The following is a 20183-nucleotide window of genomic DNA, read 5'->3' as shown; positions in this document are numbered from 1 at the left end:
CGGTGGCCGCGGAGTTTGATCTGGTGGTCGGCGCGTCCGTCGTAGGTGAGGTGGCCGTGGTGGTTCCAGTGGGCGAGGTCGCCGGTGCGGTACATGCGGGTGCCGGGGGTGGTGCTGTGGGGGTTGGCGGTGAAGCGTTCGGCGGTGAGGGCGGGGCGGCCGAGGTAGCCGCGGGCGAGCTGTTCGCCCGCGAGGTAGAGCTCTCCGGTGACGCCGGGGGCGACGGGGCGCAGGGCTGAGTCGAGGACGTAGGCCTGGGTGTTGGCGAAGGGGCGTCCGATGGGGACGGCGCCTTCCTCCGTGCCGTCGAGGTGGTGGTCGGTGATGTTGACGGTGGATTCGGTGGGGCCGTAGGCGTTGATGATCTGGACACCGGGGTGCTGGGCCCGCCAGGTGGCGAGGTGGTCGGTGTGGAGGGCTTCGCCGCCGAGGATGAGGGTGTGGGACGGGGAGGCCGTCTCGGGGAGTGTGGTGAGCAGGGGGAGGTGGCTGGGGGTGGCCTTGATCAGACTCGGTTGAGTGTCCGACTCTTCGAGGCTGGTGAGGTGGACGGTTCCGCCGGCGGTGAGGGGTGTCCACAGGGCGGTGATGGTGAGGTCGAAGGCCAGCGGGGAGTGCAGGACGGTCACGCCGGTCATGGCGGTGTAGGTGTTGCGGGCGCGGTGGAGGTAGGTGGCCAGGGCGTGGTGTTCGATGACGACGCCCTTGGGGCGGCCGGTGGAGCCCGAGGTGTAGATCATGTAGGCCGCGTGCCGCGCCGACCACGGGCTACGGCGCTCCGCGTCCGTGAGTGGACCGTTGGGACGGCTCGCATACGCAGCGGCGTCCACCGGCTCCGTGAGGATCAGGGCGGGCCGGGCGTCGTCGAGCATGTAGGCGATGCGCTCGGCGGGGTAGTCGGGGTCGATCGGCAGGTAGGCCGCGCCGGTCTTCAGCACGGCCAGCATGCTGGTCACCGCGTCCAGCGACTTGGCCAGCGCGATCGCCACGAACTGCTCCGCACCCAGCCCCTCTCCCAGCAGGTGCCGGGCGAGTTGGTTGGCGCGCCTGTCCAGCTCGGCGTAGGTCAGGGAGTTCTCCCCGCACACCACCGCTACAGCGTCCGGCGTCAAGCGGGCCTGCTCGCTGATCAACTCGTGCAGCGGCGTCCCCGGAAGTTCAGTCGTTGCCCCGTTCCACTCCACCAGGACCCGCTCCCGCGCGGCCGGGTCGAGGGTGTCCAGGTGGGCCACGGGACGGTCCGAGTCGGTGAGCAGTGCTTCCAGTACCCGCAGCATCCGGTCCGCCAGTGAGCGGACCAGGTCGTCGGCGCAGGCGTCCGGGCGGTAGTCGAGGCGCAGCCGCAGGTCGTCGTCGCGGGTGTGGGCGACGAGGTTGACGGCGAAGTCCGTGCTCTCGACCGCGTCGAAACCGGCCACCCGCAGCCCGTCGAGCTGGCGGCTCGTCGTGTCGGCGCTCACCGGGTAGTTCTGGAAGACCATGGCGGTGTCGAAGAGTTCGCCGTGTCCGGCCCAGTGCTGGATGTCGGCGAGGCCGGGCCACTGGTGGTCCAGGAGGCGGGCCTGTTCGGTCTGGAGGCGGCGGAAGAGGTCGCCGAGGGGTTCGGCCTGGTCGAGGCGGGTGCGGACGGGCAGGGTGTTGATGAACAGGCCGATCATGGACTCGACGCCGGGCAGCTCGGGCGGGCGGCCGGAGACGGTGGCGCCGAAGACGACGTCGTCGCGTCCGGTGGCCTGGGCCAGCGCGAGGGCCCAGGCGCCCTGGACCACCGTGTTCATGGTCACGCCCTGACCCCGCGCCCACGCGGACAGGGCCGCCGTGGCGGCACGGTCCAGGCCGAACGGGACGCTCAGCGGGGCCGCCTCGGCGGGGCCGGCGTCCGGGGCGAGGAGGGTGGCCTCGTCGAGCCCGGACAGGGACCGCTGCCAGGCGTCGCGGGCGGCGTCCCGGTCGCGGGCGCCGAGCCAGGCCAGGTGGTCGCGGTAGGGACGGACCGGGGGCAGGCTCACGGGGTCGCCGCCGGAGACGTACAGCTCGGTCAGTTCCTGCCAGAGCAGGGGCATGGACCAGCCGTCGAGCAGGATGTGGTGGTTGGTCATCACCAGCCGGACGCGGTCGGCGGACAGCCGGATCGCCGTGAAGCGCATCAGTGGCGGGCGGGTGAGGTCGAAGCGGCGTTCGCGGTCCCCGGCCGCCAGCCGTCCGGCCTCCGCGTCCCGTTCCGCCTCGTCGGCGAGGTCGGTCAGGTCGTACTCCCGCCAGTCGGGTCCCAGCTCGGCGGGCACCACCTGTACCCATGCGCCGGACGTCGTCTGCCGGAACCCGGCGCGCAGGTTGGCGTGCCGGCGCAGCAGGGCCCCGGCCGCCGCGCGCATGCGGGTGGCGTCGAAGGAGCCCTCCAGGTCGAAGGCGAGCTGGCCGACGTAGACGTCGCGGGCGCTCTCGTCGTACAGGTTGAGGAAGAGGAAACCCTCCTGGAGGGGGGCGAGGGGCAGGATGTCCTGGAGGCCGGGGACGGTGTGCTCCAGGTCCTCGATCTCGTCCTGGGCGAGAGCGGGGTGGGCGATGTCGGAGGGGGTGAGGCCGCCCGCGCCGGGCTGCCGGGCCTCCTCGACGAGGCGGCGCAGCAGCCGGAACCAGGTGTCGGCCAGCCGCTGGGTGTCCTCGGGCTCCAGCGCGGTGCGGGAGTACGTCCAACGGGCGCGCAGCCGGGTGCCGTCGGCGGTCTCCCGGGCGACGGCGTTCACGTCCACGGGGTGGGCCAGCGGCATGGCACCGTCGATACCGGCGACGTCGCCGCCCTCGATGGTCCAGGGGGCCTCGTCGGTGCCCTCCCGGCCGAGCCGGCCGAGGTAGTTGAAGCCGAACTCGGGGAGGGGCAGGGCGCCGAGGGTGTCCCGGGTGCGGGGGTTGAGGTGGCGCAGCAGGCCGTAGCCGAGGCCGTCGCCCGGGACGGTGCGCAGCTGTTCCTTGACGGCCTTCAGCGCGCGGAGCGCCGAGCCGTCCCCGGAGGCGGCGGGGGGTGCGAGGCGGACCGGGTACATCGACGTGAACCAGCCCGCCGTACGGCTGAGTTCGGTGCCCGGGACCGCCTCCTCGTGGCGGCCGTGGCTCTCCAGGTCGAGCACGACGGGTGCGTCGGGGTCCTCGCCGCGCCCGCGCCGCCAGGCGGCGACGGCCAGGGCGAAGGTGCTCAGGAAGACGTCGTTGACCGTGGCGTGGCAGACGCCGGGGACCCAGGTGAGCAGGGCCTCGGTGGTGTCCGCGTCGAGTTCGGCGGTGATCTCGCCCGCGGTCGCGTGGGTGTCCCGCGCCGGGTCCAGGCGGAGCGTGGGCGGGGTGTCGCCGAGGACCGAGTGCCAGTGGTCCAGCTCCTCCTCGGTCCGCGGCTGCCCGGCGAGGTCGGAGAGGGACAGGGCCCAGTGCCGCCACGGGGTGCCCACCGGGGCGAGGGTCTCGCCCGCGTAGGCGGCCGCCAGGTCGGGGACCAGGATGCGCCAGGTGACGCCGTCCACGACCAGGTGGTTGGCGACCAGGACGAGCAGCCCGTTCCGGTCGGCGCCGCGGTCGAGCCAGACGGCCTGGAGCATGCGGCCGTCGGCCGGGGCCAGGCGGTCGCGGGCCGCCCGTGCCTGCTCGGTGACCGCCGAGCGCACGGCGGACTCGTCGAGGGGTACGGCGTCGAAGCGGACCAGGCAGTCGGCCGGTGTCACCGAGCCCGGCGGCGGGATCTCGATGGTCCAGTCGTCGGCCACCCGCATGCGCAGCGCGTCGTGCCGGTCGAGCACGGCCCGCAGGGCGGTGTCGAGCGCGCCGGGGTCGAGGGCGGCGGGTACGCGCAGGACCAGCGACTGGTTGAACGCGGCCAGGTCGGAGCCGAGAGCGGCGAACCAGCCCATCATCGGGGTGCGCGGCGCCGGGCCGTCGGCGGGCAGGCCGGAGTCCCGCGCCGGGCGGTCCCCGGCGGGTGCGGCGGCGGCCGACCGGGCGAGCAGCGCGGGCGTCTGGTGCTCGAAGACGTCCCGCACCGACAGGACCAGGCCCGCCGCGCGGGCGCGGGCGACGAGCTGGATGGACAGGATGCTGTCCCCGCCCAGGTCGAAGAAGCCGTCGTCGACACCGGCCGGTTCCACGCCGAGGATCTCGCCGAACAGCCCGGTCAGCAGCCGCTCGCGCGGGTCGCGGGCGGCCCGGCCCGAGGTGCGGGCGGAGTAGTCGGGGGCGGGCAGCGCCTTGCGGTCCAGCTTGCCGTTGAGGGTCAGCGGCAGCGCGTCCAGTACGACGAACGTGGTCGGGATCATGTGGTCGGGCAGGGTCTCGCGCAGTGCGGCGCGGAGTTCGGCGGTGTCCACGGTGGTGCCGGGCTCGGGCACGACGTAGGCGACGAGCCGTCGGTCGCCGGGCCGGTCCTCGCGGACGATCACGGCGGCCCGCGCCAGGTGCGGGCGTTCGGTGACGACCGCCTCGATCTCGGTCGGCTCGATCCGCAGGCCGCGGATCTTGACCTGGGTGTCGGCGCGCCCCAGGTACTCCAACTGGCCGTCGGCCCGCCAGCGGACCAGGTCGCCGGTGCGGTAGAGCCGGCTGCCGGGCTCGCCGAAGGGGTTGGCCACGAACCGTTCGGCGGTCAGCGCGGGGCGGGCGTGGTAGCCGCGGGCCAGATGCGCTCCGGCCGCGTACAGCTCGCCGGGCACACCGGGCGGGACCGGACGCAGCGTCGCGTCCAGCACGTACACGGCGCTGTTGGCGACGGGCGAGCCGATGGGCGGGACGGCGGGGCCGGACAGCGGGCCGCTCATGGTGGAGCAGACGGTGGTCTCGGTGGGACCGTAGGAGTTCAGCATCGTACGGCCCGGCGACCAGCGCTCCACCAGCTCGGGCGGGATGGCCTCGGCGCCCACGACGAGGGTCAGCCCGTCGGGCAGCGAGCCCGGCGGCAGGAGGCCGAGGACCGACGTGGTCAGGCTCAGGTGGGTCGCCGCGTGCCGGGTCGCCAGCTCGGCCAGCTCCGGTCCCGGCGTGGTCTCCGGCGGCGCCACGACCAGGGTGGCCCCGGTGAGCAGGCCCATCGCCAGCTCCCAGAACGAGGCGTCGAAGCTCGGGGAGAGGTGTTGCAGGATCCTGCTGTCCGGGCCGGCCGCGCAGTCGCGGGTGAAGATGTCCAGGAGGCCGGGCAGCCCGGTGTGGGTGACGACGACGCCCTTGGGGCGGCCGGTCGTTCCCGAGGTGTAGATCATGTACGCGGGGTGCTCGGGGCGCAGCGGTACCGGCCGGTCGGCGTCGGTGACGTCGTGGCCGGGGAGTGCGGCGAGGGTCGCGGCGGTCTCGGGGGTGTCGAGCAGCAGGACCGGCGTGCCGGTGTCCGGGAGGCTCGCGGCCAGGGCGGAGGTGGTGACGACCAGGGTGGGGGCCGCGTCCCGGACGAGGTGGGCGATCCGTTCGGCGGGGTGCGCGGGGTCCACGGGCAGGTAGGCCGCGCCCGCCTTGAAGGCGGCGAGCGCCGAGAGGACCAGTTCGGCGGAGCGGGGCAGGGCGACCGCCACGAACCGCTCCGGACCCGCGCCCAGGTCGAGGAGGGCGCGGGCCAAGCGGTTGGCACGCTCGTTGAGTTCGCCGTAGGTCAGCGCGGCGTCGGGCGCCGCGGCGGCGGCCGTTTCGACCGCGAGGTGGCCGGGGCGGTCGGCGGCGTGCCGGGCGACGTGGTCGGCGAAGGTGCCCTCCACCGGCCTGCGGGCGGTGTCGTTCCACTCGGTCAGGACCCGCTCCCGCTCCCGGGGGCCGAGCACGTCGACGTCGCCGATGCGCCGGGACGGGTCCGCGACCAGCGCGTCCAGCAGCCGCAGGAACCGCTCCACCAGCAGCGTGACGGTGCCCTCGTCGAAGAGGTCCGCGCTGTACTCGGCCGCGCCCACCAGCCCGGCCGGGGTGCCGTCGGTGTCGCGGTGCTCGGCGATCTCCAGGGCGAGGTCCAGCTTGGCGACGCCGGTGGCGACGTTCAGCAGGCGTACGCCGAGGCCGGTTGCGGAGAGCGCGGCCAGGGCGTCCTGCTGGGTGGTGTCCAGGCTCAGCAGCACCTGGAACAGCGGGTTGTGGGAGAGCGACCTGGTGGGCGAGAGGACGTCCACCAGGTGCTCGAACGGCAGGTCCTGGTGGTCGTAGGCGGTCAGGTCGGTGTCGCGGACCCGGTCGAGGAGTTCGCGGAAGGTGGGGTTGCCGCCGGTGTCGGTGCGCAGGACCAGGGTGTTGACGAAGAAGCCGACGACCTGGTCGACGGCGTCGTCGCCGCGGCCCGCCACCGGGGTGCCGAGCGGGACGTCCTCGCCCGCGCCCATCCGGGTCAGCAGGGCCGCGAGCGCCGCCTGGAGCACCATGAAGACGCTGGTGCGGGACTCCTTGGCCAGCTCCGCGACACCGCTGTGCAGGGGTGCGGGGACGGTGAGCGGCACCTGGCCGCCGCGGTGCGAGGCGACGGCGGGCAGCGGCCGGTCCGCGGGCAGTTCGAGCCGGTCGGGCAGCCCGGCCAGGGCCTCCTTCCAGTGCGCGAGCTGCCGGCCCGCCGGGCTGGTGGCGTCGGCGGCGTCCCCGAGCGCGGCGCGCTGCCACAGGGCGAAGTCCGCGTACTGCACGGGCAGCGGTGCCCAGTCGGGGGCGCGACCGGCCGCGCGGGCCGTGTAGGCGGCGGCCAGGTCGCGGATCAGCGGGCCGAGGGACCAGCCGTCACCGGCGATGTGGTGGACCATCAGCAGCAGGACGTGCTCCCGCGCGCCGAGCCGGAACAGCTCCGCCCGCACCGGGATGTCGGCCGTCAGGTCGAAGCAGTGCCGGGCGGCCTGCGCGAGGCGCGCGTCCAGCCGGTCCTCGGTCACGTCGGCGACCGGCAGTTCGAAGCGCACACCGGCGGCGTCGAGCACGGTCTGCCGGGCGCCGTGCCCGTCCTCCGAGAAGACGGTCCGCAGGCTCTCGTGGCGCGTGACGACGTCCTGGAAGGCCGCGCGCAGCGCCCCGGGGTCGAGGTCACCGGTCAGCCGCAGCGCGCCGGTGATGTTGTAGGTGGGGGAGGGGCCCTCCAACTGGTGCAGGAACCACAGCCGCTGCTGGGCGTACGACAGCGGCAGCCGCTCCGGGCGCGCACCGGCCGTCGGGCCGGTGCCGGACCGCTCGGCACCGTCGAGGGCGGCGGACAGCCCGGCGACCGTGGGGGTCTCGAACAGCCGCCGTACGGACAGCTGCACACCGAGGGTGCTGCGGATGCGGGCGGCCAGCCGGGTGGCGAGCAGGGAGTGCCCGCCGAGGTCGAAGAAGCTGTCGTCGACGGTCAGCCGGGGCACCCCGAGCACCTCGGCGAACAGGGAGCACAGGATCTCCTCGCGCGGCCCGCGCGGCGCGCGTCCGGTCACCTGCCCCGCGTGGGCGGGGGCGGGCAGCGCCTTGGTGTCGAGCTTGCCGTTGGGCGTCAGCGGCAGCACGTCCAGGGTGACGAACGCCGACGGCAGCATGTGGTCCGGCAGGTGCCCGGCCGCGTGGTCGTGCAGCGCGCGGGCCGTCGCGCCGGAGCCGGTCACCACGTACGCGACGAGCCGCGGGTCGCCCTGGACGTCCTCGCGCGCCACCACGGCCACGTCGTCGACGGCGGGGTGGGCGGCGAGCACGGCCTCGATCTCGCCGGGCTCGATGCGGAAGCCGCGGATCTTGACCTGCTGGTCGGCGCGGCCCAGGTAGTCCAGTCCGCCGTCGGTGCGGCGCCTGGCCAGGTCGCCGGTGCGGTACATGCGGGTGCCGCGCTCGCCGAAGAGGGCGGCGTATGGGTCGGCGGGGAAGCGGTCCGCGGTCAGCGCCGGGCGGCCCAGGTAGCCGCGGGCGAGGCCCGCACCGGCCACGTACATCTCGCCGGTGACGCCGGGAGCGGTGGGGCGCAGCCGGTCGTCGAGGACGTAGACCCGCAGGTCGGGGATGTTGACGCCGATGGTGCTGGCGGACGAGGCGGCCGCGGTGGCCCGGTCCAGGGCGAAGTGCGAGACGTGCACGGTGGTCTCGGTGATGCCGTACATGTTGACCAGGGCGGGCGCGTCCTCGGCGTGCCGCTCGTACCAGTCGGCCAGCCGGGACAGGTCCAGGGCCTCACCGCCGAACACCACGGTGCGCAGCGCGAGTTCGGCGCGGCTCTCGCGGTCGGCGGCGGCCAGCTGGTGGAAGGCGGACGGCGTCTGGTTGAGGACGGTGACGCGTTCGCGCGCGAGGAGGGCGAGGAAGGCGGCGGGGTCCCGGGTGACGTCGTGCGGGACGACGACGAGCCGCCCGCCGTGCAGCAGCGGACCCCACAGCTCCCACACCGAGAAGTCGAAGGCGTACGAGTGGAAGAGCGTCCACACGTCGTGCTCGTCGAAGCCGAACCAGGGCGCGGTGGCGGAGAAGAGCCGTACGACGTTGCCGTGCGGCACGGCCACGCCCTTGGGGCGGCCCGTCGAGCCGGAGGTGTAGATGACGTACGCCGTGCCCCTCGGGTCCAGCGGCCTGACCCGCTCGCCCTGCGCCAGGTCGGTGGCGGGGTACGCGTCCGCCGGGTCGCCGCCCGTGGCGCCGCCGTCCGCCGGGGCGGGGGCGTCGAGGACGATGCGGGGCACCTCGTGGGCGGGCAGCCGGCCGGCGGTGGCGCGGTCGGTGAGCAGGGCCGCGGGCGCGGAGTCGGACAGCGCGTGGGCGAGCCGGTCGGCGGGGTATCCGGGGTCGAGCGGCACGTAGGCGGCGCCCGACTTGACCACCGCGAGCAGGGCCACGACCAGTTCGACGGAGCGCGGCAGGGCCAGGGCGACCAGCGCGTCGGGGCCGATCCCGCGGGCGGTCAGCAGCCGGGCCAGGCGGTTGGCGCGCGCGTTCAGCTCGGCGTAGGACAGCGAGGTGTCCTCGAAGGTCAGCGCGGTGCGGTCCGGGTGCCGGGCGGCCTGCCGCTCGAACAGCTCGGGGAGCGTGGCCGTCACCGGTGCGGGCGGAACGGGCGCGGGGGAAGCGGGCGCGGTGCCGGGCCGGTTGGCGGTCACCAGCAGGTCGTGGTGCTCGCCGGGGACGAGGACGTCGAGGTCGCCCAGGCGCACGCCGGGATCGGCGGCGACCTGGGTGAGCAGCCGCAGCAGCCGCTCGGTGAGGGTGCGCACGGTGCCGGTGTCGAACAGCTCGGTGCTGAACTCCACCGCGAGGTCGAGACCGGCCCGCCCGCCCGCGGAGTCCCGCCGCTCGTCGAAGGCGAACACGAGGTCGAACCGGGACAGTCCGGTGTGCACGGGCAGCAGCGACGTCGTGATCCCGGGCAGCCGGCCCAGCTCGCCGAGGGCGTCCTGCTGGGTGGTGTCGAAGGTCAGCATCACCTGGAACAGCGGGTGGTGGGAGGTGGCCCGGTCCGGGTTGACCGCCTCGACGAGCCGCTCGAAGGGCACGTCCTGGTGGGCGTAGGCGGCCAGGTCGCGCTCGCGGACGCGGGAGAGCAGCTCGCGGAAGGCCGGGTCGCCGCCGGTGTCGGTGCGCAGCACCAGCGTGTTGACGAAGAAGCCGACCAGGTTCTCGACGGCGGCGTCGGTGCGGCCGGCGATGGTCGAGCCGATCGGCACGTCCTCGCCCGCGCCGAGCCGGGTCAGCAGCCCCGCCAGCGCGGCCTGGAGCACCATGAAGACGCTGGTCCGGGTCTCCGCGGCGAGCGCGGCCAGCGAGCGGTGCAGCTCGGCGGGCACGGACACGTCCAGGCGCGCGCCGGAGTTGTCGCGGCGCACCGGGCGCGGCCGGTCGCTGGGCAGCTCCAGCCGCTCCGGCAGTCCGGCCAGCGCCTCGCGCCAGTGGGCGAGCTGCCGGGCACCCTCACCGCCGTCCCCGGTGCCCGCACCGCCCTCCTCGACGCCGTCCCCGTCGGCGCCGAGCAGTTCACGCTGCCACAGCGTGTAGTCGGCGTACTGCACCGGCAGCGGCGCCCAGTCGGGGGCCGTGCCGGCGGTCCGGGCGGCGTAGGCGGTGCCCAGGTCACGGGCGAGGGGCGCCAGCGACCAGCCGTCGCCCGCGATGTGGTGCAGGACGAGGAGCAGCACGTGCTCCTCGGGCGCCACCCGCAGCAGGGTGGCCCGCAGCGGTACGTCCCGGGTCAGGTCGAAGGTGTGCCGGGCGGTGCGCGCGAGGTCGGCGGCCAGCCGCTCCGGGGCGCTGTCCAGCGTCTCCAGCCGGGGCGCGGCCCGCTCGGCGGACAGGATCACCTGGTGGGGGCCGTGCGCGTCCTCGGCGAAGACGGTGCGCAGGCTCTCGTGCCGGGCCACCACGTCGCCGAGGGCCGCGGACAGCGCGGCGCCGTCCACCGGGCCCGCCAGCCGCAGCGCGGCCGGGATGTTGTAGAGCGGCGAGGGCCCCTCGTACTGGTGGATGAACCACAGGCGCCGCTGGGCGAAGGAGAGCGGCAGGCGGCCGGGGCGCGGCCGGGCGGTGACCGCGGCACGGGCCCGCCCGCCGTCCGTCAGCGCGGGGGCCAGCTCCGCCGCGGTCGGCGCCTCGAAGACACGCCGGATCGGCACCTCCGCGCCGGCGGTGGCGCGGATGCGGCTGATCAGCCGGGTGGCGAGCAGCGAGTGGCCGCCCAGGTCGAAGAAGTCGTCGTCGACACCGACCTCGGCCACGCCGAGCACCTCGGCGAAGAGCGTGCACAGCAGCTCCTCGCCCGGCGTGCGCGGCGCCCGCCCGGCGGAGCGCCCGGACTCCGCGGGGGCGGGCAGGGCCCGCCGGTCGAGCTTGCCGTTCGGCGTGACGGGCAGCCGGGGGAGAGTGACGAAGGCCGAGGGCACCATGTAGCCGGGCAGCGACTCCCGCAGCCGCGCGGCCAGCACGGCCCCGTCCGTGTCCGGTGCGGCGCCCGGTCCGCCGGTACCGGTTCGGGCGTCCGCGTCCGCGTTCGGTCCGGCGTCGGTCTTCGCGGTCGTGCCGTCCGGCCCGGGGCGTGTCCCCGTGTCCGCGGGTGTGCCCGTGCGGGGGTCCGGGGCCCGGGTCGGCACGGTGTACGCGACCAGGCGCTGGTCGCCGGGGCGGTCCTCGCGCAGGACGACGGCGGCCTGGGCGATCTCCGGCTGCCGTACGAGCGCGGCCTCGATCTCGCCGAGTTCGATGCGGAAGCCGCGCAGCTTGACCTGGTGGTCGGCGCGGCCGAGGTAGTCGAGGCTGCCGTCGTGGTTCCAGCGCGCCAGGTCGCCGGTGCGGTACATCCGGCTGCCGGGCGCGCCGTGCGGGTCGGCGGTGAAGCGTTCGGCGCTCAGCGCGGGGCGGCCCAGGTAGCCGCGGGCCAGCTGCGCACCGGCGATGTACAGCTCGCCGGGCACACCGGCCGGGACCGGCCGCAGCGCGGCGTCGAGCACGTACATCCGGGTGTTCCACACCGGCCGTCCGATCGGCACCGGTCCGTCGCCGGTGTCCTCGGCGCACGGCCAGTACGTCACGTCGACGGCGGCCTCGGTGGGCCCGTACAGGTTGTGCAGCGGCACGTCCGACACGGCCCGGAAACGGGCCCGCAGCTCCGCCGGGAGCGCCTCGCCGCTGCAGAACACCCGCCGCACCGGCGTCGCGGCGCCCAGCGCGGCCGCGGCGGGCTCCCGCAGGAACACGTCGAGCATCGACGGCACGAAGTGCAGGGTGGTCACGCCCTCGCGCCGGACGGTGTCGGCCAGGTAGGCCGGGTCCGTGTGGCCCCCGGGCCGGGCCACGACCAGGGTGGCGCCCTGGACGAGCGGCCAGAAGAACTCCCACACGGACACGTCGAAGCCGGACGGCGTCTTCTGCAGCACCCGGTCGGAGGGCTCCAGGCCGTAGGTGTCCTGCATCCAGGCCAGCCGGTTGACGATCGCCCGGTGGGAGATCACCACGCCCTTGGGACGGCCGGTGGACCCCGAGGTGTAGATGACGTAGGCGGGGTGGCCGGGGCCGGGCACCGCCCGCGGGACGGCGACGGGCGGGACGGTCGCCCCAGCCGTAACGGACCCCTCCGTGGCGGATCCCGCCGTAACGGGCCCCTCCGTGGCGGGTCCCGGCGCGGCCGGCTCGTCGAGCAGCAGCCGGGGCGTGCCGTCTGCGGGCAGTCGCTCCGCCGTGTCCCGGGTGGTCAGCACGAGCATCGCGCCCGCGTCCCGCAGGATGTGCGCGATGCGGTCGGCCGGATAGCCGGGGTCCACGGGGACGTACGCCGCACCCGACTTGAGCACCGCGAGCAGCGCCACCACCAGCTCCGCCGACCGCTCCACGGCGACCGCGACGAACCGCTCCGGGCCCGCGCCCCGCGCCGCCAGCGCACCGGCCAGCCGCTCGGCGCGGGCGTCCAGTTCGGCGTACGTCAGCGAAGTGCCCCCGTACACCAGGGCCTCGTGCCCGGGAGTGCGGGCGGCCCGCGCGGCGAACAGCTCGGGCAGCGTGGTCTCCGGCACCTCGTGGGCGGTGTCGTTCCACCCGTCGAGGACCCGCTGCCGCTCGTCCGGCGTCAGCAGCGCGACCTCGTCGACCGTGGCGGCGGGGTCGGCCGCCAGCTCCGCCAGGAACCGGACGAAGCGTTCCTGCAGCACCGTCAGGTCCTGGGTGCCGTACACCTGCGGGTTGCCCTCGAAGTCGACGCGCAGGCCGGACTCGGGGGTGCCGGTCAGCACGATGTTCAGATCGGTGGTGGGACCCGAACTGATGCTGCGCATCAGGCCGACCGGACCGCCGAAGTCCACCGGCCTGATGTACGGCATGACGTTGACGGTGGGCCCCGACACCCCCGCGCCGCCCAGCTCGCGGTCGAGGTCCTCGCCGCGGAAGCGGCTGTGCGCCAGGAGGCCGCTCATCGCCTCGGACACGGTCTCGACCACCCGCGCGAAACTCTCGCCGGGGCGCACCGCCAGCCGCAGCGGCAGCCGGTTGGAGACCATGCCGGGGGTGATCCGGGCGTTCGCGCCGTAGCGCCCGGTGACCGGCACCGACACCACGATGTCCCGGGCGCCCGTCGTCCGGTGCAGGAAGGCGGCCACACCGGCGATGACCACGCGGGCCCAGTGGGCACCGGTTGCCTCGGCGGCCCGGCCGAGCACCTCCGTGCGCTCCGGGGGCAGGCCCAGGCTCGTCACGGTCGGCGCGAGGACCCGGCCGCCGCCGCGCCCGGTGAGCGAGACGGGCTCGGGACGGTCGGCGAACAGGCCGGTCCAGTAGGCCCGGTCACGCTCGTACCGCGCCGACGCGCGGTAGGCCTCCTCGCCCGCGACCATCCGGTCCGTGTCCCCGAAGGCGGCCGCGGGTACCGCACGCCCGTCCCGCAGCGCGCGGTACACCTCGGCCAGCCGCTCGTAGAACAGGGCCATGCTGGTGCCGTCGATCACGATGTGGTGGACGCCCAGGTAGTACAGGTGGCGGCCCCCGCCGAGCGTGAACAGCGCGTGGCTGCTCAGGCCGGGCCGGTCCAGGGGCAGCGGCGTCGCGCGGTCCCGCTCCATCCACCGCTGGGCCTCGCCCTCGGGGTCCTCATGACCGGAGAGGTCGATGTGGCGCAGCAGCACGGGTGTGTAGGGCACCCCGTCCGGGTCCTCGACGGCGGCCGAACCCTCCGGCGCGGGCGGGCAGTACGCGCGGTACGGCCGGCCCTCCCCGTCGGTGAGGAAGCGCGAGCAGAGCGTCTCCGTATCGGCCACGGTGTGCCGCAGGGCCGCGCTCAGCACCGCGTGGTCCAGTGGTCCGTCGATCTCCAGGCAGGATCCCGTCCGGTAGTGCGCGCCGCGCGGATCCAGCTGCTGGGCGAGCCACACCTCGTGCTGCGCGCTCGTCAGACCGTGCCGAACCGAAGAGTTCTCAGACACCTGTCTCCTCACCATGCAAAACAAACAAGATGTGTGCCCGTACGGCTGTTTACCGGACGGCATTCAATTGAGAGCGAACTGGGACGCTAGCAAGGCTGCGACGAGCTGGTCAATATGCTTATTCGAGTAGATAACCGCAGGTAGGAGCCTTGATAACCACTCGATAGCGAGGTTATACGGGTCATTTGTAGAGTGTGGCAACGCGCATTTCTAATCGCTGCCGGAGAAGGAGAGGGGTCCCCTTTCCTCTTCCCGGCGGGCGCTCCCTCAGTGCTCCCTTCATTTCCCCTTCCTTCATTGGAGAGCCGCCATGCCGCCCAGTGACATCGCGTACGCCGAGCTGTACGTCGCGGACGACCGGGAGGCATCCGGCTTCCTCGTCGACAGCCTCGGCTTCGTCCCCCTGGCGGTGGCGGGCCCCGCCACCGGTACCCACGACCGCCGGTCCACGGTGCTGCGCAGCGGTGAGGTCACGCTCGTGGTCACCCAGGCGCTGGCGCCGGACACCCGGGTCGCCCGGTACGTGGAGCGGCACGGCGACTCCATCGCCGACCTCGCCTTCGGCTGCGAGGACGTGCGCTCCTGCTTCGACCGCGCGGTCCTCGCCGGTGCCGAGGCGCTGCAGGCCCCGACGCCCTCCCACCGGGCGGGCCAGGACGCGTGGTTCGCCACCGTCTCCGGCTTCGGGGACATCCGGCACACCCTGGTCCCGGCGGCGGGCGGGAACGGCGCGGGACCGCTGCCGCCCGACCGGGACTGGGCGCTGCTCCCGGCCGCCACGGGCCGTACGGGGCCGCGGCCCCTCCTCGACCACGTGGCCGTCTGCCTGGAGTCCGGCACGCTGCGGAGCACCGCCGAGTTCTACGAGGCGGCCTTCGACATGCCCTACTACTCCTCCGAGTACATCGAGGTGGGCGAGCAGGCGATGGACTCCATCGTGGTGCGCAACGCCGGCGGCGGCATCACCTTCACGCTCATCGAGCCGGACGACACCCGGGTGCCGGGCCAGATCGACCAGTTCCTGAGCGCCCACGACGGGCCGGGCGTCCAGCACCTGGCCTTCCTGGTGGACGACATCGTCGGCTCGGTCCGCTCGCTCGGCGACCGCGGCGTGGCCTTCCTGCGCACCCCGGGCGCCTACTACGACCTGCTCACCGAGCGGGTCGGCGCGATGGCCGACGCCATCGAGGACCTGCGCGAGACCAACGTCCTCGCGGACCGCGACGAGTGGGGCTACCTGCTGCAGATCTTCACCCGCTCGCCCTACCCGCGCGGCACCCTCTTCTACGAGTACATCCAGCGCAACGGCGCCCGCGGCTTCGGCAGTTCCAACATCAAGGCGCTGTACGAGGCCGTCGAGCGGGAGCGGGAAGTGGCCGGCCGATGACCTCCGCCGTCCGGCATCCGGCGGACCCCGAAGGCCCGGCACCGGTGGCGGCCGGGAGCCCGGCGGGCGGCGACGGCGGCCGGGTGCGGGAGCCGCTCGCGCTCGACGACTTCGCGCGGCTCGCGCGGGGGCGACTGCCGACCGCGACCTGGGACTTCATCGCGGGCGGCGCGGGGCGGGAGCGGACCCTGGCCGCCAACGAGGCCGTCTTCGGGGCCGTACGGCTGCGGCCCAGGGCACTGCCCGGCATCGAGGAGCCGGACACCTCCGTGGAGGTGCTCGGCGCCCGGTGGCCCGCGCCCGTGGGCATCGCGCCGGTGGCCTACCACGAACTCGCCCACCCCGACGGCGAACCGGCGACCGCCGCGGCGGCGGGCGCGCTCGGACTGCCGCTCGTCGTCAGCACCTTCGCGAGCCGGAGCCTCGAAGAGGTGGCCCGCGCCGCGAGCGCGCCGCTGTGGCTCCAGCTGTACTGCTTCCGCGACCACGAGACCACCCTGGGCCTGGCCCGCAGGGCCCGCGACAGCGGCTACCAGGCGCTGGTGCTCACCGTCGACACCCCGTTCACCGGCCGCCGGCTGCGCGACCTGCGCAACGGCTTCGCGGTCCCCGCCCACATCGCCCCGGCCAACCTGACCGGCACGGCGGCGGCCGGCAGCGCGAGCCCCGGCGCGCACAGCAGGCTCGCCTTCGACCGCCGCCTGGACTGGTCCTTCGTGGCCCGCCTGGGCGCGGCCAGCGGCCTCCCGGTGCTGGCCAAGGGCGTGCTGACCGGGGCGGACGCGGAGGCCGCGGTCGCGGCGGGCGTCGCGGGCGTCGTCGTCTCCAACCACGGGGGCCGCCAACTCGACGGCGCACCGGCCACCCTGGAGGCGCTGCCCGAGGTGGTGTCCGCCGTGCGCGGCCGCTGCCCGGTCCTCCTCGACGGCGGCGTCCGCACCGGCGCCGACGTCCTGGCCGCCCTGGCCCTCGGCGCCCGTGCCGTCCTGGTCGGGCGCCCCGCGCTGTACGCGCTGGCGGTCGGCGGCGCCGCGGGCGTGCGCCGGATGCTCGGCCTGCTGACCGAGGACTTCGCCGACACGATGGTGCTCACCGGCCACGCCGCGACCGGCACGATCGGTCCGGACACCCTGGCCCCGCCGCACCACGGCCCGCCCACCGCGCCCCGCCCGGCGCCGCACCGAGACAGGAGCCACGGATGACCACCACCCCAGCGCGCACGGACCGGGACGGCGTCCTGGCGCGGTCCGCCCTGCACCCCAGCCTGTCCGCCCCGCTGCTGGACACGATGAACTTCCTCAACGAGGTGACCCTCCGCTACCCGCAGGCGATCTCCTTCGCCCCGGGACGCCCCTACGAGGGAGACTTCGACGTCGCACGCGTCCCCGGGTACATCGAGACCTACCTCGACCACCTGCGCGAGCGCGGCCACTCCGAGGAACGCGTGCGCACCGCGCTCTACCAGTACGGCGAGACCGCCGGCCAGATCAGGGACATCGTCGCCCGCATGCTGGAGGTGGACGAGGACGTGACGGTCGACCCCGCCTCCGTGGTGGTGACCGTCGGCTGCCAGGAGGCCGTCCTGCTCACCCTGCGCGCCCTGTTCACCGGACCGGACGATGTGCTCCTCGTCGACAGCCCCGCCTACGTCGGCATCACCGGAGCGGCCGGCCTGCTGGACATCCCCGTCGTGCCGGTGCCCGGCACCCCCGACGGGCCGAGCCTGGAAGGGCTGGAACGCACCGTCCGGGAGATCGAGGCGAGCGGCCGGCGCGCCAGGTGCCTGTACGTCGTGCCCGACTGCTCCAACCCGACCGGCGTCAGCATGCGCCGCGAGGCCCGCACCGCCCTGCTCGACGCCGCCGCGCGGCTGGACCTGCTCCTCCTGGAGGACAACCCTTACGGGGTGTTCAGCCGGGTGCGCCGCCCCACCCTCAAGTCCCTCGACACCGAACGGCGCGTCGTCTACCTCGGTTCCTTCGCCAAGACCGCCTTCCCGGGCGCCCGCGTCGGCTTCGTCGTCGCCGACCAGCTCGTGGCCGGGGCGGACGGGCGGCCGCCCGGCCTGCTCGCCCACGAACTGGCCAAGGTCAAGAGCATGGTCACCGTCAACACCCCCACCCTGAGCCAGGCCGCGGTCGCCGGACTGCTGCTGCGGAACGGCGGGGGACTGCGGGCGGCCAACGAGGCCTCCGCCCGCCACTACCAGTCCACGATGCGGTGCCTGCGCGAGACCCTCGCCGCCGAACTGCCGCCCGGCTCCCCGGAGTCGGACGGTGTGCGGTGGAACGACCCGGACGGCGGGTTCTTCCTGACCCTCGACGTGCCCTTCGAGGCGGACGAGGCCGCGCTGGACGTCTCCGCCGAGAAGTACGGCGTCATCTGGACGCCGATGCGCCACTTCCACCTGGACGACGCGGGCGACCGGCAGATCCGCCTCTCGTGCAGCTACCTCACCACCGACCGCGCCGCCGAGGGGGCGACGCGGCTGGCCCGCTTCGTCAAGGACCGGGCGCTGTCTAACGGTTGAGGTCGCTGTCCTTCACCAGTCCCGCCTCGTACGCGATGATCGCCGCCTGCACCCGGTTGCGGACCTCCAACTGGGTGAAGATGGCGCTGACATACGTCTTGATCGTGCCCTCGACCAGATGCAGCCGCTGCGCGATCTCCGCGTTCGACAGCCCGGCCCCCAGCATGCCGAGGACCTCCTGCTCCCGCTTGGTCAGCAGCGTCGTGCGCTCCCCCGACACCTCCGAGCGCGGGGAGGGGGCCCGGCGCAGCTCGGTCATCAGCCGCCGCGCCACCAGCGGGGAGAGGCAGGAGCCGCCGGACGCCACGGCCCGTACGCCGGAGATCAGGTCCCGCGGGTCGGACGCCTTGAGCAGGAACCCGGCCACGCCCTGGTCCAGGGCCCGTTCGATGTACCGGTCCTCGCCGAAGGTGGTGAGGACGACGACCGCGGTGTCGGGGTTGGTGGTGCGCATCTCACCCGCGGCCGTCAGGCCGTCCATCTCCGGCATCCGGATGTCGAGCAGGGCCACGTCGGGCCGGTGCCTGCGGGCCAGTTCGACCGCCTCCCGCCCGTCGGACGCCTCGGCGACCACCTCGATGCCCGGTTCGGTCGTCAGGATGGAGCGAACCCCGGCCCTGATGATGGTCTCGTCGTCGGCGAGCAGTACGCGAATCATCCGATCCTTCCCTGGTGGTCAGAGCGTGTCCTTGGCCATGAGGACATCATCCTTGAAGCACAGCCGGTACATGGCGCCGCCGAAGTCGAGCAGGCCGCTGCTCGCCCGGTAGTACTCGCAGGTCGTGCCGGCCGGGACGGACGGCTCGGAGGTGACCGGCGGCGGCTTCTTGATCCGGCGCTCCGGCAGCGCGGGCGCCAGATCGGCGCGGGTCTCGCCCACCCGGATCCGGGCGTAGTCCTCGGGGGCGAGGGACGTGGTCGCCGAGGTGAAGACGTAGAGCCCGCCGAGGAACGCCACGATGGCGGCGCCGAGCACCGCCGGGATCAGCGCGGCCCGCCGGGCGTCCCGCCTGATCCGGGCCCGGGTGCGCAGCAGCGCGGCCCGGGAGGCGCTGCGCCACGGCCCGGAGGGGGCGGGCAGGTCCGCCGCGTCGGCCACGGCCCGCCCCTCCTGCCCGGCCGTCGCGGCCCCGGGCACCGTGCCGTCGTCCGTGCCGTCGCCGGGGCCACCGGCCGCGCCGCCCCCGCCGGCCGCCCCCGGAGCGCCCGGCCCCGGCGGTTCGGTGGACCGCGACGGCGAGGAGGCGCCGCGCGGCAGTCGCGCGTACACCTCGAAACCGCCCGCCCGCGGGCCCGTGCGCAGCGTGCCGCCCGCGAGCCGGACGCGCTCGTCGAGGCCGATCAGCCCCGACCCGCTCCCGGCCGCCGGAACGCTTCCGCCGTGCTCCGGCCGCTCGTTGACGACCGACACCACCGTCTCGTCCGCGGTGTGCGTCACCCGTACGTCGATGGGCGCGCCCGGCGCGTGCTTGGCCGCGTTCGTCAGCGCCTCCTGCACCACCCGGTAGGCCGCGAGGTCGGACAGCAGCGGCGTGCCGGGCCGGTCCCGGGCCCCGTCCTCCTGGAACTGGACCGGCGTGCCGGAGCGCTGGAAACGGCGCACGAGCTGGGCGACGGACTCGTCGGCGGGGACCAGCGACGGATCGGGGTCCTCCCGCAGCAGCCCGATCACCTCGTGCAGCCGCTCGGTGGCCATCGTGCACCGCTCCCGCAACTGGCCCACCGACTCCCGGTGCTGCTCCGACAGCCCGGGGGCCAGCTCCAGGCCGCCGGCGAGCAGGGCCATCACGCTCAGCTCGTGGCCCAGGGAGTCGTGGATGTCCTGCGCGATCCTGGCCCGCTCCTTCATCCTGGCCTGGTCGGCGACGTAGCGCTGGCGCCACTCCAGTTGCTCGGCGTGCTCCCAGCCGGCGTGGGTCAGCGCGGTGCGCTGGCTCCACCAGTTGCCCGCCCACCAGGGCAGCACACAGGCGACGAACTCGGTCATCAGCAGGCTCAGCCAGTCCTTGCCCTGGCCGACGGTGCCCACCAGCAGGAGCCCGGCCACGGCGACACAGAGGAACACCAGGTGCGCGGGCCACAGCCGGGTCAGTCTGCGGCCCGCCAGGCAGCTCAGCACCACCGTCGCCATCGCCGGCCACAGGTTCGCCCCGAACCACGGATAGAACAGCGTGAGCAGCGCCGCGAGCAGCAGGGACAGCAGCGGCGCGGTGCGCTGCACCACGACCGCGGCCGCGATGAGCAGACAGGCGGTCAGCCAGGCGACCGGCGCGGTCCCGAGCGTCCCGGTGGCGAACGCGGAGGGCACGAGCAGCGCGAGCAGCAGCACGAGATCGGCGCGCCGGGTGAACGGGCGCTCGGAGCCGAGGACCCGGACAAGCGATTCGATTCGTCGGCGCACGGCCTGCCATCGGTGCATTCCAGCACGCTACAAGAG

6 protein-coding genes are annotated in these 20183 nt (G+C 74.6%); 3 read left to right on the top strand and 3 right to left on the bottom strand.

Going from position 1 to position 20183, the window contains the following annotated elements:
- Positions 1-13829: amino acid adenylation domain-containing protein (locus ACH4D3_RS31325; protein ID WP_398329041.1), on the bottom strand; the 13829-nt coding region annotated here is incomplete at its 3' end.
- Between the two features lie 310 nt (positions 13830-14139).
- On the opposite strand from ACH4D3_RS31325, the gene hppD reads away from it, so the two are divergent.
- Genes hppD through ACH4D3_RS31310 form a run of 3 tightly spaced genes read left to right on the top strand, consistent with a single transcriptional unit; the run spans position 14140 to position 17746 of the window.
- On the top strand, positions 14140-15216 hold the full coding sequence (gene hppD / locus ACH4D3_RS31320; protein ID WP_398329038.1) for a 4-hydroxyphenylpyruvate dioxygenase: 1077 nt from the start codon (positions 14140-14142) through the stop codon (positions 15214-15216).
- Positions 15213-16418 (top strand): alpha-hydroxy acid oxidase, encoded by a 1206-nt coding sequence (locus ACH4D3_RS31315; protein ID WP_398329035.1) that lies wholly within the window; start codon positions 15213-15215, stop codon positions 16416-16418. The genes hppD and ACH4D3_RS31315 overlap by 4 nt, the downstream gene beginning before the upstream one ends.
- On the top strand, positions 16415-17746 hold the full coding sequence (locus ACH4D3_RS31310; RefSeq protein WP_398329032.1) for a PLP-dependent aminotransferase family protein: 1332 nt from the start codon (positions 16415-16417) through the stop codon (positions 17744-17746). The genes ACH4D3_RS31315 and ACH4D3_RS31310 overlap by 4 nt, the downstream gene beginning before the upstream one ends.
- Here the strand turns inward: ACH4D3_RS31310 and absA2 are convergent.
- Together absA2 and ACH4D3_RS31300 are read right to left on the bottom strand one after the other, a co-directional pair.
- Entirely contained in the window at positions 17736-18404 is a 669-nt protein-coding gene (gene absA2, locus ACH4D3_RS31305; protein WP_398329029.1) for a two component system response regulator, read from the bottom strand. The genes ACH4D3_RS31310 and absA2 overlap by 11 nt on opposite strands.
- Positions 18405-18422: 18 nt before the next feature.
- Positions 18423-20165: a sensor histidine kinase gene (locus tag ACH4D3_RS31300; protein WP_398329026.1), complete on the bottom strand. Its 1743-nt coding sequence runs from the start codon at positions 20163-20165 to the stop codon at positions 18423-18425.
- Positions 20166-20183 lie beyond the last annotated feature (18 nt).

It is taken from the genome of Streptomyces sp. NPDC018026 (assembly GCF_044327745.1).
GTDB lineage: Bacteria > Actinomycetota > Actinomycetes > Streptomycetales > Streptomycetaceae > Streptomyces > Streptomyces rubrogriseus.
This window is presented reverse-complemented; position numbering and strand designations above follow the sequence as displayed.